At 65.1% G+C, this 14,278-nt stretch carries 17 protein-coding genes; 7 read left to right on the top strand and 10 right to left on the bottom strand.

What is annotated here, in order from left to right:
- Positions 1-129: 129 nt before the first annotated feature.
- From AC1D2L_RS06410 to AC1D2L_RS06385, 6 genes are all read right to left on the bottom strand, one after another.
- Complete coding sequence (locus AC1D2L_RS06410; protein WP_476845001.1) at positions 130-417, bottom strand: HlyU family transcriptional regulator; 288 nt, start codon at positions 415-417, stop codon at positions 130-132.
- A gap of 77 nt (positions 418-494) precedes the next feature.
- The gene (locus tag AC1D2L_RS06405; RefSeq protein ID WP_476845000.1) at positions 495-920 is read right to left on the bottom strand and encodes a secondary thiamine-phosphate synthase enzyme YjbQ; all 426 of its coding nucleotides are present in this window, start codon (positions 918-920) and stop codon (positions 495-497) included.
- A 121-nt stretch (positions 921-1,041) separates the two neighbouring features.
- Positions 1,042-3,066: an RNA polymerase sigma factor RpoD gene (gene rpoD / locus AC1D2L_RS06400; protein ID WP_476844999.1), complete on the bottom strand. Its 2,025-nt coding sequence runs from the start codon at positions 3,064-3,066 to the stop codon at positions 1,042-1,044.
- Between the two features lie 203 nt (positions 3,067-3,269).
- Complete coding sequence (gene dnaG, locus AC1D2L_RS06395; RefSeq protein ID WP_476844998.1) at positions 3,270-5,180, bottom strand: DNA primase; 1,911 nt, start codon at positions 5,178-5,180, stop codon at positions 3,270-3,272.
- A 123-nt stretch (positions 5,181-5,303) separates the two neighbouring features.
- Positions 5,304-5,795, bottom strand: coding sequence for a hypothetical protein (locus AC1D2L_RS06390; RefSeq protein ID WP_476844997.1), 492 nt, complete (start codon positions 5,793-5,795; stop codon positions 5,304-5,306).
- Positions 5,796-5,862: 67 nt separating this feature from the next.
- The gene (locus tag AC1D2L_RS06385) at positions 5,863-6,324 is read right to left on the bottom strand and encodes a GatB/YqeY domain-containing protein (RefSeq protein ID WP_476844996.1); all 462 of its coding nucleotides are present in this window, start codon (positions 6,322-6,324) and stop codon (positions 5,863-5,865) included.
- A 173-nt stretch (positions 6,325-6,497) separates the two neighbouring features.
- Here AC1D2L_RS06385 and carA point away from each other — a divergent pair, with 173 nt between their 5' ends.
- The 5 genes from carA (at position 6,498) to AC1D2L_RS06360 (ending at position 9,943) form a co-directional block, all read left to right on the top strand.
- Positions 6,498-7,706 carry a glutamine-hydrolyzing carbamoyl-phosphate synthase small subunit gene (gene carA / locus AC1D2L_RS06380; protein ID WP_476844995.1) on the top strand — a complete coding sequence of 403 codons (1,209 nt, stop codon included), beginning with the start codon at positions 6,498-6,500 and terminating at the stop codon, positions 7,704-7,706.
- Positions 7,707-7,870: 164 nt separating this feature from the next.
- Positions 7,871-8,140 (top strand): YARHG domain-containing protein, encoded by a 270-nt coding sequence (locus AC1D2L_RS06375; RefSeq protein ID WP_476844994.1) that lies wholly within the window; start codon positions 7,871-7,873, stop codon positions 8,138-8,140.
- 61 nt (positions 8,141-8,201) lie between these two features.
- Entirely contained in the window at positions 8,202-8,546 is a 345-nt protein-coding gene (locus tag AC1D2L_RS06370) for an NIPSNAP family protein (RefSeq protein ID WP_476844993.1), read from the top strand.
- Positions 8,547-8,720: 174 nt separating this feature from the next.
- Positions 8,721-9,515: a prephenate dehydrogenase/arogenate dehydrogenase family protein gene (locus tag AC1D2L_RS06365; RefSeq protein WP_476844992.1), complete on the top strand. Its 795-nt coding sequence runs from the start codon at positions 8,721-8,723 to the stop codon at positions 9,513-9,515.
- Between the two features lie 83 nt (positions 9,516-9,598).
- Complete coding sequence (locus tag AC1D2L_RS06360) at positions 9,599-9,943, top strand: hypothetical protein (RefSeq protein WP_476844991.1); 345 nt, start codon at positions 9,599-9,601, stop codon at positions 9,941-9,943.
- A gap of 24 nt (positions 9,944-9,967) precedes the next feature.
- Here AC1D2L_RS06360 and AC1D2L_RS06355 read toward each other — a convergent pair whose 3' ends face one another.
- Complete coding sequence (locus tag AC1D2L_RS06355; RefSeq protein ID WP_476844990.1) at positions 9,968-10,900, bottom strand: LysR substrate-binding domain-containing protein; 933 nt, start codon at positions 10,898-10,900, stop codon at positions 9,968-9,970.
- 89 nt (positions 10,901-10,989) lie between these two features.
- Here AC1D2L_RS06355 and AC1D2L_RS06350 point away from each other — a divergent pair, with 89 nt between their 5' ends.
- Together AC1D2L_RS06350 and AC1D2L_RS06345 are read left to right on the top strand one after the other, a co-directional pair.
- A complete protein-coding gene (locus AC1D2L_RS06350) occupies positions 10,990-11,907 on the top strand; it encodes a DMT family transporter (RefSeq protein WP_476844989.1) in 918 nt (305 codons plus the stop codon).
- Positions 11,908-11,956: 49 nt separating this feature from the next.
- A complete protein-coding gene (locus AC1D2L_RS06345; RefSeq protein WP_476844988.1) occupies positions 11,957-12,130 on the top strand; it encodes a hypothetical protein in 174 nt (57 codons plus the stop codon).
- Between the two features lie 88 nt (positions 12,131-12,218).
- On the opposite strand, the gene AC1D2L_RS06340 is transcribed toward AC1D2L_RS06345, so the two are convergent.
- The 3 genes from AC1D2L_RS06340 to AC1D2L_RS06330 form a co-directional block, all read right to left on the bottom strand.
- Positions 12,219-12,473 carry a DUF2171 domain-containing protein gene (locus tag AC1D2L_RS06340; protein ID WP_476844987.1) on the bottom strand — a complete coding sequence of 85 codons (255 nt, stop codon included), beginning with the start codon at positions 12,471-12,473 and terminating at the stop codon, positions 12,219-12,221.
- Between the two features lie 104 nt (positions 12,474-12,577).
- Positions 12,578-12,856, bottom strand: a complete 279-nt coding sequence (locus AC1D2L_RS06335) for a hypothetical protein (RefSeq protein ID WP_476844986.1) — start codon at positions 12,854-12,856, stop codon at positions 12,578-12,580.
- Positions 12,857-12,873: 17 nt separating this feature from the next.
- The gene (locus AC1D2L_RS06330) at positions 12,874-14,277 is read right to left on the bottom strand and encodes a class I SAM-dependent methyltransferase (protein ID WP_476844985.1); all 1,404 of its coding nucleotides are present in this window, start codon (positions 14,275-14,277) and stop codon (positions 12,874-12,876) included.
- Position 14,278: the final 1 nt, after the last annotated feature.

Genomic DNA, 14,278 nt, shown 5'->3' with positions numbered 1-14,278 from the left:
TATCGAAACCATGCCGACACCACAGACGATATGCTGATGTCGTTCTACCAAAGCATAGTTCATTACAGGCACGAACCGCACCCGCGCAAGGTCACGTCAGCGCCGGCAGGCTAAAACAGAGCTACGAACTCAACGGAATATGGTGTCGCCCTGCTGGTCGACAAGCTGCTGGCCTTTCACGATCGAAAAATCGGCCGCCTCCTGTGCCCCGGGAAAGCGGTCGGCGCGGACGAATCGATGTGTCCGCATCTCGCCATCGACCAGCTTCTCGATCACGCCGCACAGTTGGTACTGGCCGCCCTCCTGATAGGGCGTGGCATGAATGGTGAAACCGTTATGCTCGATGGACTTGAGTGGACCCGCCGGTTGCTCTGGCTTGGCATCCTTGCGGCCGAACAGGGATTTCAGGAACGACATCGTCGGGTCTCCGGGCAAGCAGGTCACGCGCTATCGGCGAGAGGTAAGGCCACAGGCGCGTGCTGCCAAGCCGAACTTCACGATGCGAGATGAAGCACGACCTCGCGGGCATGCGGCTGGTCGCGATGCTCGAACAGATAGATGCCCTGCCATGTCCCCAGCATCAAGCGCCCCGCCATCACGGGAACCGACAGCGAGACCGGCAACAATGCAGCCTTGATGTGCGCGGGCATGTCGTCGGGCCCCTCCGCGCGATGCCTGAGATAGGTCATGTCGGCATCATCGGCAGGCGGAACCAGTCGCCGGAAATAGGCCAGGAGATCACGCCGGACATCGGGGTCGGCATTTTCCTGGATCAACAGCGAGCAGGAGGTGTGCCGCACGAACAGCGTCAGCAGCCCGTCCGTCACGCCAGCCGTGCGCACGAAGGCAGCGACCTCGTCGGTGAACTCGTAGAGCCCCTGCCCGCGCGTCTGAATGGTGTGGATTCGTTGGGAGCGCATGCGCGACGCCGATCCGCTTGCTCAGGTCGCCCGACAGCGGCCAGGCAAACCTGCGTTGGTCATCTGTTCCTGCAGCACAAGCGAGAAAGGCGGGCCTCACGGCCCGCCTTTCTCGATATCCTCAGTTGTCGAGGAAGCTCCTGAGCTTCCGGCTCCGCGACGGGTGCTTCAGTTTCCTGAGCGCCTTGGCTTCGATCTGCCGGATGCGCTCGCGCGTCACCGAGAACTGCTGGCCGACCTCTTCGAGAGTGTGGTCGGTGTTCATGCCGATACCGAAGCGCATGCGCAGCACGCGCTCCTCGCGCGGGGTCAACGAAGCGAGCACGCGCGTCGTTGTCTCGCGAAGATTGCTCTGGATCGCGGCGTCGATCGGCAGGATCGCGTTCTTGTCCTCGATGAAGTCGCCGAGATGCGAATCCTCCTCGTCGCCGATCGGCGTTTCGAGGGAGATCGGCTCCTTGGCGATCTTCAGGACCTTGCGCACCTTCTCGAGCGGCATCGCCAGCTTCTCGGCCAGCTCTTCCGGGGTCGGCTCGCGGCCGATCTCGTGCAGCATCTGGCGCGAGGTCCGGACGATCTTGTTGATCGTCTCGATCATGTGCACCGGGATGCGGATGGTGCGGGCCTGGTCGGCGATCGAGCGGGTGATCGCCTGGCGAATCCACCAGGTCGCGTAGGTCGAGAACTTGTAGCCGCGGCGGTACTCGAACTTGTCGACCGCCTTCATCAGGCCGATATTGCCCTCCTGGATCAGGTCCAGAAACTGCAGGCCGCGGTTGGTGTACTTCTTGGCGATCGAGATCACGAGGCGCAGATTGGCCTCGATCATCTCCTTCTTGGCCTGCCGGGCTTCGCGCTCGCCCTTCTGGACCATCAGAACGATCTTGCGGAATTCCTGGATCTCGAGACCGGTCTCGGAGGCCAGCGTGTGGATCTCCTCGCGCAGGCTCTTGATCCGATCGAGCTCGGCGCCGACGAACTCGCGCCAGCCGCGCGAACCCAGCTTCGAGACGCGCAGCACCCATTTCGGATCGAGCTCGCCGCCGACATGCTGCTTGAGGAAGTCCTCGCGGCCGACGCCATAGCTCTCGGCCAGGCGCAGCAGGCGGGTCTCATGCGAGATCAACCGCTTGTTGATGTCGTAGAGCTGCTCAACCAGCGCCTCGATGCGGTTGTTGTTGAGCGAGAGCGACTTCACCGCAGTGATGATGTCGTCCTTGAGCTTCTTGTACTTGCGGTCCTGCGCCGGCGAGAGCTTGGTGTTCTCCAGCCGGTTGGCGATGTCCTGGTCCTGCAGGCGGCGCAGCTTGGTGTAGTTCGAGGCGATCGAATCGAAGGTCTCGAGCACGCGCGGCTTGAGTTCGGCTTCCATCGCCGAGAGCGAGACGTTGTTCTCGATATCGTCGTCGTCCATGTCGGACGGCAGCTCGCCTTCGGGGGTCGCCCCGTTGGCGCCGGGCTCTCCGGGCGCGGCTTCGCCTTCGGCGGCTTCCTCGACCGGATTCTTGGCGTCGGGGCCGGCATAGGTCGCTTCGAGATCGATGATGTCGCGCAGCAGCACCTTGCCTTCGACGAGTTCGTCGCGCCAGATGATGATGGCCTGGAAGGTCAGCGGGCTCTCGCAGAGCCCGGCGATCATCGCCTCGCGGCCGGCCTCGATGCGCTTGGCGATGGCGATTTCGCCCTCGCGGGAGAGCAGCTCGACCGAGCCCATCTCGCGCAGATACATGCGGACCGGATCGTCGGTACGCTCGGTCGGCTCGAGGTTGCGCTTGACCTCGACGGGCAACGCAGAGCGCTGGGTCTCGGCAAGCTCGCCGCCTTCGGGCTCTTCCTCGTCACCATTGGTGCCGGTGCGCGCGGCTGCACGCTCCTCGCCGGAGGCCTCGGGATCCTCGTTGTCGACGACGTTGATGCCCTGCTCGCTCAACTGGCCGAGCACGTCCTCGATCTGCTCCGAGGAGAACTCCTCGGACGGCAGAACCTCGTTCAGTTCATCGTAAGTGACATAGCCTCGCTTTTTGGCGAGCTTGATCATCCGCCTTACGGCCTGATCCGTCAGATCGAGCAACGGTCCATCGGACGTCGGAGGGGCTTCCGGCGCGACCTGGTCGGTCTTTTCCCGTTCGCTCGCTTTTGTCGCCATCTAATCAGCGCTCCGCAGTCGTGCGCCGCTGAGGCTCGGAAGAAGCCTCATGCAGACGCATAAAAGGGCGGCGCGGCCGCTGGTCCGGCGCGCTCACCCCACCCAAATCACATTCTCCCAGATGGACCCGATCATCGCTAATGAATCGTGAACCATCCGGTTCGCCTTGCGCAAAATCTGACGAAAACCCGAAGCCTGGCCCGTCAATCACCAGACATGGCCTCGGTCCCCTCGATATCCTCGAGGCGAGCCTTGACGTCCTTGATCCAGGCGAAATTGGCTTCGGTCGCTTCGTCAGCCAATGCGCGCTCGGCCAACTTCAACTCGCTATGTAGCGTCCGCGCGCGATGATGCAAGACGATAGCTTGTCGAATTGAGTCAAAAACCGATTCAGGATCAGCCGCTTGCGCCAGCTTGAGCCGCTCGGCATGGCCGGTGACCGCCATCAGCTGGCCTTGCGCATCCTGGACGCGCGGCTGCGCCAGACGTTCGCTCAGCGCGTTTTCGTCGAGGCTGTCATCCATCGCGGCATCGAGCAGCGCCTGCCGGAAGCGCTCCGCGGCGGGGCCATCGAGCGAAAGCTCGGCGATTTCGTCGGCGCAACGCAGGATCAGGCTCGGATGGCTCGCCAGTGCTAGCAGGATGAAGGCTTCGCGCACATCCTCGCCGCGCCCCTGCACCATGATCTTCGAACGGGCCAGCTGGCTCGACGCCTTCAGCGGGCCGGCCCAGGGCGATTGCTGCTGCCAGCCATTGCGGCCACCACCACCGCTCCCCCCTCGACGCTGACCGCCACCGCCACGCTGGTAGCCGCCCTGCCCGCGCTCGGCCCGCGCCGGAGCTGAACTGGCGAACAGCTGCTCGAGCCGCTCGTCCATCTCACGGCGGTAATGCTTGCGGGTCGTCTCGTCCTTGATCAGGCCGAGCGGTTCCTTCAGTCGGCGCTCGAATGCGGCGCGGCGTTCCGGCGTGTCGAGCGGGCCCGCCTCGAGCTCGCGCGTCCAGAGCATGTCGACCAGCGGCCGCGCCGCCTGCAGCACCTCCGCCACCGCCACCCGGCCGCCCGAGCGCGCGAGGTCGTCGGGATCCTGGCCGTCTGGCAGCAGCGCGAAGGCCAGCGATTTGCCGGGTTCCAGATGCGGCAGCGCCAGATCGATCGCTCGGCTGGCGGCCTTGCGACCAGCCTTGTCGCCGTCGAGGCAGATGACGGGCTCGTCAGCCATTCGCCACAGCAGTCCAAGCTGGTCCTCGGTCAGCGCCGTACCCAGCGGTGCCACCGTCTGCGGGAAGCCGGCGAGGCTCATCGCGATGACGTCGACATAGCCCTCCACCACGATCACCTGCCCCGTGTCGTGCGCGCCCTTGCGGGCATTGTGGTGGTTAAACAGCAGCGAGCCCTTGTGGAAAAGCGGGGTCTCCGGCGAGTTCAGGTATTTGGCCGCAACCTCGGCGCTCATCGCGCGGCCGCCAAACGCCACGATGCGCCCTCGCACATCGTGGATCGGGAACATGATGCGATCGCGAAAGCGGTCATAGGGCACGGCAATGTCATCGCCATGAACCAGCAGGCCGGCTTCCATCATCAGCGCGGCATCGACGCCCTTGGATGCCAGGTGATCGCGCAACGCATAGCGATCGGGCGGCCCATAACCGATGCGAAAGACCTTGCGCGCCTCACCCTCGAGCCCGCGCCCCGACAGATAACGCCGCGCCCCTGCCCCGCGATCCCCTGCAAGCTCGGCCTCGAAGAAGCGGGCGGCAAGCTCGACGACCTCGTGCAACCCCTTGCGGCGCTCCTCCTGGACCTGCGCTTCGACCGAGACCTTCGGCAGCATGACGCCGGCCTCGGAGGCAAGCTTTTCGACGGCCTCGGGGAAGGACAGCCCCTCGGTCTCCATCACGAATTTGAAAATGTCGCCGTTCTTGCCTGACGAGAAATCGAAGAAGGAGCCCTTCTGGTCGTTGACGAAGAAGGACGGCGTCTTCTCGGCGTTGAAGGGCGAAAGTCCCTTCCACTCGCGGCCGGACTTGGCCAGCCGGACGCGTTTGCCCACCACAGCCGAAACCGGCAGTCGGGCCTTGATCTCTTCGAGAATGGAGGGCGGGAACTTCATGCGCTTCTATCTGGGCTCAAGCGGGCCGGAAGCCAACCGTCGATACGCGCTCGATCGTGCTTGTCGTCATAATCCACAGCCGAGAGGCGATCGGCGACCAGATAAGCGCAAATGTTTACCGGCTCAGGAGCAACTCAGAGGGTCGCCTGCGAGCGCTTTGGCGGCGCCCTCTACCGGCAAGGAAGCCGTGACCCCAGCCGCCTTGACCTGGATGGCCTTGGCCATTCGCAGGGCGGCGACGAGGCGCTTCATCTCTGCGCCGCCGAAAACCTGCCCGGGCCGCCATGTCAGGTCGACCGTCTCGATATCCGGTCGGGCAGCGACCGGCACCTTCGTTGTCTTCCCGTCGACGACGACCTCGATTGTCGTCGCGGATTCGAGCCCGGTCACCTTCGGCAGGACAACTGTGAGATAGGGCCCGGCCGTGATCGCGGGGTTGGCTCGCGCCGCGCCGGCGTCGCCGCAGTAGAACGTCAGGCGCGCCTTATGGCCATCGAAGACCCCGGTGTAGGACGTGCCCATCTGGTAGCCGCTGCCCCAGCCGAACTCCTGGGCTTGCGCCGCGGAGACGGTGAAAAGAAGCGCGAGTCCAGAGGCGTAGATGCGTGGCGACATTGAAGATCCTCCTTCTGCCGCCACGCTCCCCAATGGATATGGCAAAATCGCGCCGCTCAGGCTGATTTCAGCCGCCGAGCAAACCCTTGACCAGCGGACTGACCTTGGCGAAGTCCATCTGGCCGGCATAGGCGCCGCGCAGGGCCGCGATGACCTTGCCCATGTCCTTGACGCTCGACGCTCCGATCTCGGCGATGACCTCCTCAATCGCGGCCTTCACCTCGGCCTCCTCCATCTGCTTGGGCAGGTAGTCGTTGATCACCGTGATCTCGGCGCGCTCGCCCTCGGCGAGTTCGGGACGACCATTGGCGTCGTAGATCGCGATCGATTCCTGACGCTGCTTCACCATCTTCTGGAGCAAAGCGAGGATCTCGTCGGGCGTGGTTTCGGGCTTGCCGAGACCGCGCGCTTCGATGTCCTTGTCCTTCAGCGCCGATGTGATCAGGCGGATCGTCGAGACCTTGCCCTTTTCGCCGGCCTTCATCGCGTCCTTGAGATCGGCCGTGAAGCGCTCACGCAGGCTGCTCATCGTCACTATTCCTTTTTTGAAACCACAGGCAGTTTCCAGAAGACTCTGGCCCGCTTCGATTGACGGCCGGGAGGCGCGTCTTTAAGGCTCGCGCTCCAGACCCGGCGGAGCGTCAAGCCGCTGCCCGCCCTGAAACATTGCCGCAAGCTTGCGGCCTGGACCGAGACATAGACATGACCGCATCCGAAGGAAACCCCGCGACAGGCGGCTGGACCGAACCGCGCTCGACCGCTCTCCTGGTCCTGGCCGATGGCACGGTGCTGGAAGGCTTCGGCCTCGGCGCAATCGGCGAGGCGCCCGGCGAAGTCTGCTTCAACACGGCGATGACGGGCTATCAGGAAATCCTGACCGACCCGTCCTATGCCGGCCAGATCATCACATTCACCTTCCCCCATGTCGGCAATGTCGGCGTGAACGAGGAAGACACCGAGACCATCAACGCAGCCGCCTCATCGGGCGTGCGCGGCATCGTGCTGCACGCCGCCGTCACGCAGCCCTCGAACTGGCGTGCCAACAAGCATTTCGACGCCTGGCTCAAGGCGCGCGACATCATCGGCATCTCCGGCGTCGACACCCGCGCCCTGACGGCTCTGATCCGCGACAACGGCATGCCCAACGCGATCATCGCCCACAGCCCCGATGGCAACTTCGATTTGCCGCGCCTGAAGAAGATGGCCGCCGAACTGCCCAGCATGGCCGGGCTCGACCTCGTGCCGCTCGTCACCGCAGCGCAGCGCTACGACTGGAGCGAGACGCCCTGGCAGTGGCCGGCCGGCTACGGCCAGCGCGAGACCGTCAAGCACAGGGTCGTCGCGATCGACTACGGCGTGAAGCGCAACATCCTGCGCCTGCTCGCCAAGGCCGGTTGCGACGTCACCGTGGTGCCCTCGACGGCCACCGCCGACGACATCCTGTCGCTCGCTCCCGATGGTATCTTCCTCTCCAACGGCCCGGGCGACCCGGCCGCGACCGGCGAATACGCCGTGCCGGTGATCAAGGAACTGCTCGAGAAGAAGATCCCGACCTTCGGCATCTGCCTTGGCCACCAGATGATGGCGCTCGCCGTCGGCGGCCAGACCATGAAGATGAAGCAGGGCCATCACGGCGCCAATCATCCCGTGCAGGACAAGACCACCGGCAAGGTCGAGATCGTCTCGATGAACCACGGCTTCGCGGTCGATCCCGCCTCGCTGCCGGCTCATGCGGTCGAGACCCATGTCTCGCTCTTCGACGGCTCGAACAGCGGCTTTGCTCTGACCGACCGCCCGGCCTTCAGCGTCCAGCACCATCCGGAAGCCTCGCCCGGCCCGCAGGACAGCCACTATCTCTTCAATCGCTTCGTCGAGATGATGGACGCGCACAAGGCCAAGCTCACGTCCTGAGGCCGGCCGATTGGTCGGTTGAAAATAGCGTCATCCCTGGAGGAAGCTTCGCTTCCGCTTGGGATGACGGGGTATGCTCATGTGGCTAGGCTGGCTCGCGACTCGGGCCAGATGCGCATGAGCCTGCCGGCGTTGTCGCGAAACCCGCACTGGAACACGCCGCCATGCTTCGCCTGTCACTCTCCTGCATCGCGCTCTGGCTCCTGACGGCGCCGGCCCTGGCGCAGTCGCTCTGCGACGAGCTTTGGGGCGAGCGCAACGCGATTTATTTCGATGCCGGCTACTGCTTCAAGACAGCGCGCGGCATCAAGGCGTTCGGCAACAACGTCGATTGCAAATATGATGACATCGCAGATGTGCCGCTGACGGCCCGCAATCGCTCCGATATCGCGCAGATTCAAGCGCAGGAGCGCCAGCGCAACTGTCCGCGATAGCGGCCCGGCCGTCGGCCAGCGTCGAGGTCGTCTACAGGCGCCACCGTAGAGGAAACGGGCGATGATCCATCAACTGCGCATCTACGAGATATTCGAGCGCAACAAGGCGGCCTTCCACGCCCGCTTCAGCGACCACGCGGCGCGCATCATGGCCCGGCACGGCTTCCAGATCGTGGCGATGTGGGAGACGGCCAGCGCCGGACGCACCGAGTTCGCCTATATCCTCGCCTGGCCAGACAACGAGGCGCGCGCCATGGGCTGGGCTGCGATGATGGCGGATGCCGAATGGTCCGAGATCAAGCGCGTGACCCGCGCCGAGCATGGCGATCTCGTCGGCGCCATCGAGGACCGGATCATGGTCCTGACGGACTATTCGCCAACTCTGCAGCCGGTGCGAAACGCTTGACAGCATGGCCGCGAGGGCGTTTACCGACGCCATGACCAACGCGATCACCCTCGCCCGGAACTATTACGCCCCGTCCTCATAAAGGCGGGAGCATTGTCATGTTCAACCCGCCGCGATGGCGGTTGAACTCAAAAAATCCCCCGGCATCGCGGCCCTCACCAGGACCGAGACACGATGCCCACCCAGACGAAATCCTTCTCCACCGTCGGCCTGATGGGCTTTGGCGCCTTCGGGCGACTGACCGCGCGCCATCTGCAGCCGCATCTGCGGCTTGTCGTGCATGACCCCGCCCAGGCCGTTCCTGCCGATGACACAGGCAAGGGCATGGCTCCAGGCGGCATCGCCGAGATCGCCGCCTGCGACATCGTCATCCTCGCCATGCCGGTCGACCGCCTGGCGGAGGCTGTAGCAAGTCTTCGTCCTCATCTGCGCGCCGGAACCCTCGTGCTCGATGTCGGCTCGGTGAAGATCGAGCCGGCGCGGTTGCTTCTCGCCGGACTGCCCGACACGGTCGAGATCCTGTGCACCCATCCGCTGTTTGGCCCACAAAGCGCGCGCGGCGGCATTCGGGACCTCAAGATCGCACTCTGCCCGGTGCGCGGCGAAAGCTGGCGGCGGATCGCCGCCTTCCTGCGCCACGTCCTGGCGCTCGACGTCATCGTGACGACGCCCGATGCGCACGACCGCGACATGGCGCTGGTTCAGGGGCTTACGCATCTGGTGGCCAAGATCCTCGTGCGCATGGAGCCGGTGCCGAGCCGCCTGACGACCCGGAGCTTCGAACTGCTGATGCAGGCGACGGAGATGGTGCGCCACGATGCGCCCGGCGTATTCCACGCCATCGAGCGCGCTAATCCGCATGCGCACGCGGTGCGCGAGCGCTTCTTCGCCTATGCTCGCGAGCTCACCGAAGAATTGGACCGGGCGAATGACGCAGGTCCTGGCGAATCTGTGAGGCATGTCGCCTGAGCGTTGCACCCTGCGCCAAAGGTTAACAAAAGGTGGACGCAAGCTTGCAGTGACAGGGACAGCGCAACTTGGGATGTCCCCCGATGACACACAACGCTCCGAAACCGAACGCCGATGCCTTTGCTGCTTACGCCCGTCCGATTTTGCGACGCATCTCCTTTGCGCTCGCAGGCGGAACCTGCGCCTTCGCACTATCGCTTCCCCTGTCAGCCCAAAAGGCCTCGGCGCAGGGCTGGCAGACGATCAAGCGGTACGATGGCAATGGCTGGACCGAGACGACACGCTGGATCAATCCCGAGTTCGGGGGCATCCAGGACCTCGACAGGCATCAGGCGACGGGCAACAGATGCCCCATGCCGGCCTTTGAAGTCGTGAACCCGCGCCGCGGCGAATTCCGCTGCGTCGGCTATGTCGCGCCTTGGCAATAGGGCCTGCCCGCTGAATGGCGAGGTTCAGGTCGCCTTGGCCTCGCTGCGCAGAAAACCTGCCAGCTTGCTGGCAGAAAGCCCTGCCTCGCCCGCAATTCGGCTCGCCAGCGCCGCGGCAGCCGGGCGCGGCTGGCCGAGCGGGCGGTCGAGCCAGTACGACACCGGATTGAGCGCGACGCGGCTGTCGACGCTCGCCAGCCGGCCCGATTCGACCTGCCCCTGCGCCAGAGGGGGACGCGCGAGCGCAACGCCAAGCCCGCAGGCGGCGGCGTCGAGCACGAGATTGTAGTCCTCGAAGCGCCGATCCTGCGGCCTCGGTCGATAGTCCAGCCCGTGAGAAGCGAACCAGGCGCGCCAGCCGGCGGCATCCGAATCATGGATCAACGGCTGCGCCAGAAGGCGTTCAGGCCTGCCCTCCCCGATCGCCCGCGCCAGATCCGGCGAGGCGACAGGGAAGCACCATTCCTCGAAAAGCTGCACGGACACCCGCCCCGGCGCTCCACCGCGTCCGCAGCGTATGGCGAGGTCGATGCCCTCGTCCTCGAGGTCGACGCGGCGATGGTCGACCTGCAGCACGATGCGCAAGGCGGGATCTCCGCCTTCCAGTTGCCGCAACCGCGGCATCAGCCAGAGCGAGCAAACCGACGGCGTCGCGCTGAAGCGCACGACGGCGGCGCCACGCACCTCGGCCCAGCGGTCGGATGTATCGGCGATCAGCGCAAAGGCTTCCTGCGTGCGCTGGAGCAGGCGCTGGCCCTCCGGCGTCAGCCCGACGCCCCGCGCCTGACGCTCGAAGACGCGCAGCCCCAGCCAATGCTCGAGCTTGGCGACCTGCCGGCTGACCGCGCCATGGGTCAGGTTGAGCGTCTCGGCCGCGGCGGAAAAGCTGCCAGTCCGCGCGGCCGCCTCGAAGGCGCGCAAGGTATCCAGCGGCGGAAGCGTCAAGCTGTGATCCATGCTCACAGCTCATACTCCAATTCCTCGTTAGTCAAGCAGCTCGCACGGGTGTCTACAGGCTCGATATCTTTCTTCGATCGAGGCGCCCCATGTCGAGCCCGTCCGCGACCCTCCCCCTCAAGACCACGCCCTCCTCCTCCGGCAGCATGGACCCGACCACGCTGGGGCTGGCGATCTTCACGATCATCGCCTGGGCCTCCGCCTTTCCGGCGATCCGCGCGGCGCTCGACGGGTTCGGCCCGCTTGAGCTCGGCGCCGCGCGCTTCGCCATCGCGGCGGTTCCGGCCGCGGTGTTCCTCGCGATAACAAGGCCGAAACTGCCGGAATGGCGCGAGGCCTGGCGCTTCGGCTTCGGCGGGCTGGTCTTCGTGGCGGGCTATACGGTGCTGCTCAATCTGGGCCAGCAGACCGTGTCGGCGGGCGCCGCGAGCTTCATCATCAACATCAACCCGATCATCACGGCGGCACTCGCCATGCTGGTGCTGGGCGAACGCTTCAGCGGCAGCCAGTGGCTCGGCAGCGCAATCTCGCTCTCGGGCGTCGGGCTCATCGCCTTCGGGCAGAACGGCGCGGCGCTGGATCTCGGCGTCGGCGTCTTGCTCGTGCTGGGCGCTGCGCTGTGCAACTCGCTGACGACCATCGTCCAGAAGCCGCTATTCGCCAGCCACAAGCCACTGACGGTCACCGCCTGGAACATGGTCGTGGGCGGGCTGCTGCTGACGCCCTTCCTGCCGGGCGCGATCGCGCAGGGACCAAACGCCTCGCAATCGAGCCTCTATGCAATGCTCTATCTCGCGATCGTGCCAAGCCTGATCACCTACGCGACCTGGACGACGCTACTCTCGCGCTTGCCGGCGGCGCGCGCCTCGAACCTGCTCTACGCCGCCCCGCCGGTCGCAACCGTCCTCAGCTATCTCTGGCTCGGCGAAATCCCGAGCCTGCTCGGCATCCTGGGTGGCGCCATGGCGCTCGGCGGCGTGGTGATCGTCAACCTGAAGCGGTCATAAGCCAAAGGGCGCTGTTGCAGGCGCCGCCGACGCCGTGTTGGCTGCGCCGATGACACGCGACGACACGATCCTCGTCAGGCCGTTGGCGCAAGGCGACGCCTCGGCCTTTCGGCGCCTGCGCCTTGAAGCGCTGCAGCGTGCTGTCGATGGCGTGTTCCACGACGAAGCGCTGCTCGCTCTCAATCTCGCTGCGGAAGCCAGTTTGCCGTCATTGCGAGCGTAGCGAAGCGATCCAGAATCGAGAGCCCTACGCCCTTCTGGATTGCTTCGTCGCTCTCGCTCCTCGCAATGACGGGATGAGCCCCGGCGCGTCAGACGGGCTTGCCGGACTGCTCTTCCTCGAGCGTCACTGCGACATCGCTATTCGCCGACAGGCGCACCTTCTGGCCTTCGACGCCTGCGACGAAGCCGAGTTCGATGTAATGGTGATGCCCCTTGTGGGCGCCGTCGCCGCTATCGGCCCTGGTCAACTTGATCCTGCCGTTCTCGACACGGTCGACGGTGCCGACATGGACACCGTCGGCCCCGATCACTTCCATATGTTCCTTGACGCGATTGTCGTTCATGGCGGTGCGCTCTTTCCTGCGGTGCTGGATTGCCCTCATCAAACGCGTCGCGCGGCGCATTTGTTTCGCGGCGCGCGCCTCAACTCCGAAGCTGAAAGGCTTGCCTAGCGCCCGGGCACCTGGCTCCCTCTGCGGGCAGCCATCGCCTCAGCAAGCCAACCGACAGTCCGCGACGCTGCATCGAGGGCAGCGTTCCGATCGGGAAAGGAGATCCCGGAGTAGTAGTGCACCGGCGTCCAGACGCCGGAATCCTCGAAGTCGCGCCGGAACTCCTCGAACCCGAATGTGCCATCAGGCCGCGAGAACAGGTCGACGCAGCGCTCGTGCGCATCGTCCTCGATGCTGTCGAACACCGGCCAGCTCTTGTCCAGGCGACGCGCCATAGGTGTACGCGCCGGGGTCAGAACCCCCGCGCCTCCAGTTCTGTCTCCGCTTGCGTGATGTAGTCGCGGATCACGGGCACGGCGCTCTTGTGCGGCCCCAGCAGCAGCTGGAAGACCATGTCGCCGCCGATGTCGAAGGAGATTTCGCAGGCCGAGAGATAGAACTCCCACATCCTGGCGAAACGCTCACCCATCATGGCGACGACCTCTGTGCGATGGGCCACGAAGCGCTCGCGCCAGGCCGCCAGCGTCCAGTGGTAATGGCGCCGCCAGAACTCACAATCCGACGACCACAGGCCGGTCTGCTCGACTGCCGCGAAAACCTCCGACATCGCCGGCGCGTACCCGCCCGGGAAGATGTACTTGTCGAAGAACGGCCCGGTGAAGCCGGGCGGCCCGACGCGGCCGATGCAGTGCACGAGCGCGATCCCGTCCGGCGTCAGCAGGTCGCGGATCCCCTCGAAATATTCGAGGTAATGCGCGACGCCGACATGTTCCATCATGCCGACGGAGACGACGCGGTCGAACGTGCCCTTGAGCTCGCGATAGTCCTTGTTGATGAAACTCACGGCGTCGCCGACACCCGCGGCCTCCGCACGCTTCTGGGCGGCCGCCATCTGGTCGGGCGAGACATTCAGGCCCGTGACCTTCGCGCCGCAGGCCTTTGCCAGGTAGATCGCAAGCTCCCCCCAGCCCGAGCCGATATCGAGCACGGTCATGCCCGGCTCGATCTTCAGCTTGGCAGCGAGATGCCTGAGCTTGGCCTTCTGCGCGGCCTCCAGCCCGACATCGGGCGAATGCCAGTAGGCGCAGGAATAGGTCATCGTTTCGTCGAGCCAGAGTTTGTAGAACTCGGTCGGGATATCGTAGTGGTGCTTGACCTTCTTGCCCGCCGCGCCGAGCGGGTTGTGCATGCGGAAACGCCGGATCCGGAAGCGGACATTGCGGATCACCTTCTGGATCGGGTGCTTGCGCAGCTCCTTGCGTTGCATCCAGAACAGGCTCAGCAGATCGTGGATCGAGCCCTCCTCGAAGTCGATCCGGCCATCCATGTAGCCCTCGGCCAGCGCCATCTCCGGGTTGAGGAAGATCTCGCGCTCGATCCGGTTGTCATGGAAGCGCACGGTCACGGAGGGCGCGGTCTTCACCACGCCCGCGAACCGGATCTCGGCCGGGCCGGAGCCGAAGACGTGGCGTGTGTTGTCGGGGGTGATGACCGTCAGGCGGCCGTGCTTGACGAAGCGCTTCAGAAGTCTCGGCAGCAGAAACATGGTCGCCCTCGGTTTCACCGTGAGCTTAGGGCGCTCACCGCGCTTGGCAAGCGCAGCAGTTTCATCGCTGCCGTTGCGAAACAGGCCGCGCTCGGCGTAGTCGTGGGGCGGAACGGCGGCGACAGGCTGCCTTGGTGAGCGAGACGGCACG

The organism is Allobosea sp. P1_B10 (assembly GCF_056406735.1).
The sequence above is the reverse complement of the archived record's forward strand: the minus strand, read 5'-3'. Positions and strand labels throughout refer to the sequence as shown.

What these genes read in the sequence shown, in the direction of transcription:
- AC1D2L_RS06335 (WP_476844986.1), bottom strand. Translation starts at nt 12,856, where the DNA reads ATGGCGCGTCGCCTGGACAAGAGCTGGCCGGTGTTCGACAGCATCGAG.
- AC1D2L_RS06410 (WP_476845001.1), bottom strand. Translation starts at nt 417, where the DNA reads ATGTCGTTCCTGAAATCCCTGTTCGGCCGCAAGGATGCCAAGCCAGAG.
- AC1D2L_RS06365 (WP_476844992.1), top strand. Translation starts at nt 8,721, where the DNA reads ATGCCCACCCAGACGAAATCCTTCTCCACCGTCGGCCTGATGGGCTTT.
- AC1D2L_RS06385 (WP_476844996.1), bottom strand. Translation starts at nt 6,324, where the DNA reads ATGAGCAGCCTGCGTGAGCGCTTCACGGCCGATCTCAAGGACGCGATG.
- AC1D2L_RS06340 (WP_476844987.1), bottom strand. Translation starts at nt 12,473, where the DNA reads ATGAACGACAATCGCGTCAAGGAACATATGGAAGTGATCGGGGCCGAC.
- AC1D2L_RS06345 (WP_476844988.1), top strand. Translation starts at nt 11,957, where the DNA reads ATGACACGCGACGACACGATCCTCGTCAGGCCGTTGGCGCAAGGCGAC.
- AC1D2L_RS06355 (WP_476844990.1), bottom strand. Translation starts at nt 10,900, where the DNA reads ATGGATCACAGCTTGACGCTTCCGCCGCTGGATACCTTGCGCGCCTTC.
- AC1D2L_RS06370 (WP_476844993.1), top strand. Translation starts at nt 8,202, where the DNA reads ATGATCCATCAACTGCGCATCTACGAGATATTCGAGCGCAACAAGGCG.
- dnaG (WP_476844998.1), bottom strand. Translation starts at nt 5,180, where the DNA reads ATGAAGTTCCCGCCCTCCATTCTCGAAGAGATCAAGGCCCGACTGCCG.
- carA (WP_476844995.1), top strand. Translation starts at nt 6,498, where the DNA reads ATGACCGCATCCGAAGGAAACCCCGCGACAGGCGGCTGGACCGAACCG.
- AC1D2L_RS06350 (WP_476844989.1), top strand. Translation starts at nt 10,990, where the DNA reads ATGTCGAGCCCGTCCGCGACCCTCCCCCTCAAGACCACGCCCTCCTCC.
- AC1D2L_RS06360 (WP_476844991.1), top strand. Translation starts at nt 9,599, where the DNA reads ATGACACACAACGCTCCGAAACCGAACGCCGATGCCTTTGCTGCTTAC.
- AC1D2L_RS06390 (WP_476844997.1), bottom strand. Translation starts at nt 5,795, where the DNA reads ATGTCGCCACGCATCTACGCCTCTGGACTCGCGCTTCTTTTCACCGTC.
- rpoD (WP_476844999.1), bottom strand. Translation starts at nt 3,066, where the DNA reads ATGGCGACAAAAGCGAGCGAACGGGAAAAGACCGACCAGGTCGCGCCG.
- AC1D2L_RS06405 (WP_476845000.1), bottom strand. Translation starts at nt 920, where the DNA reads ATGCGCTCCCAACGAATCCACACCATTCAGACGCGCGGGCAGGGGCTC.
- AC1D2L_RS06375 (WP_476844994.1), top strand. Translation starts at nt 7,871, where the DNA reads ATGCTTCGCCTGTCACTCTCCTGCATCGCGCTCTGGCTCCTGACGGCG.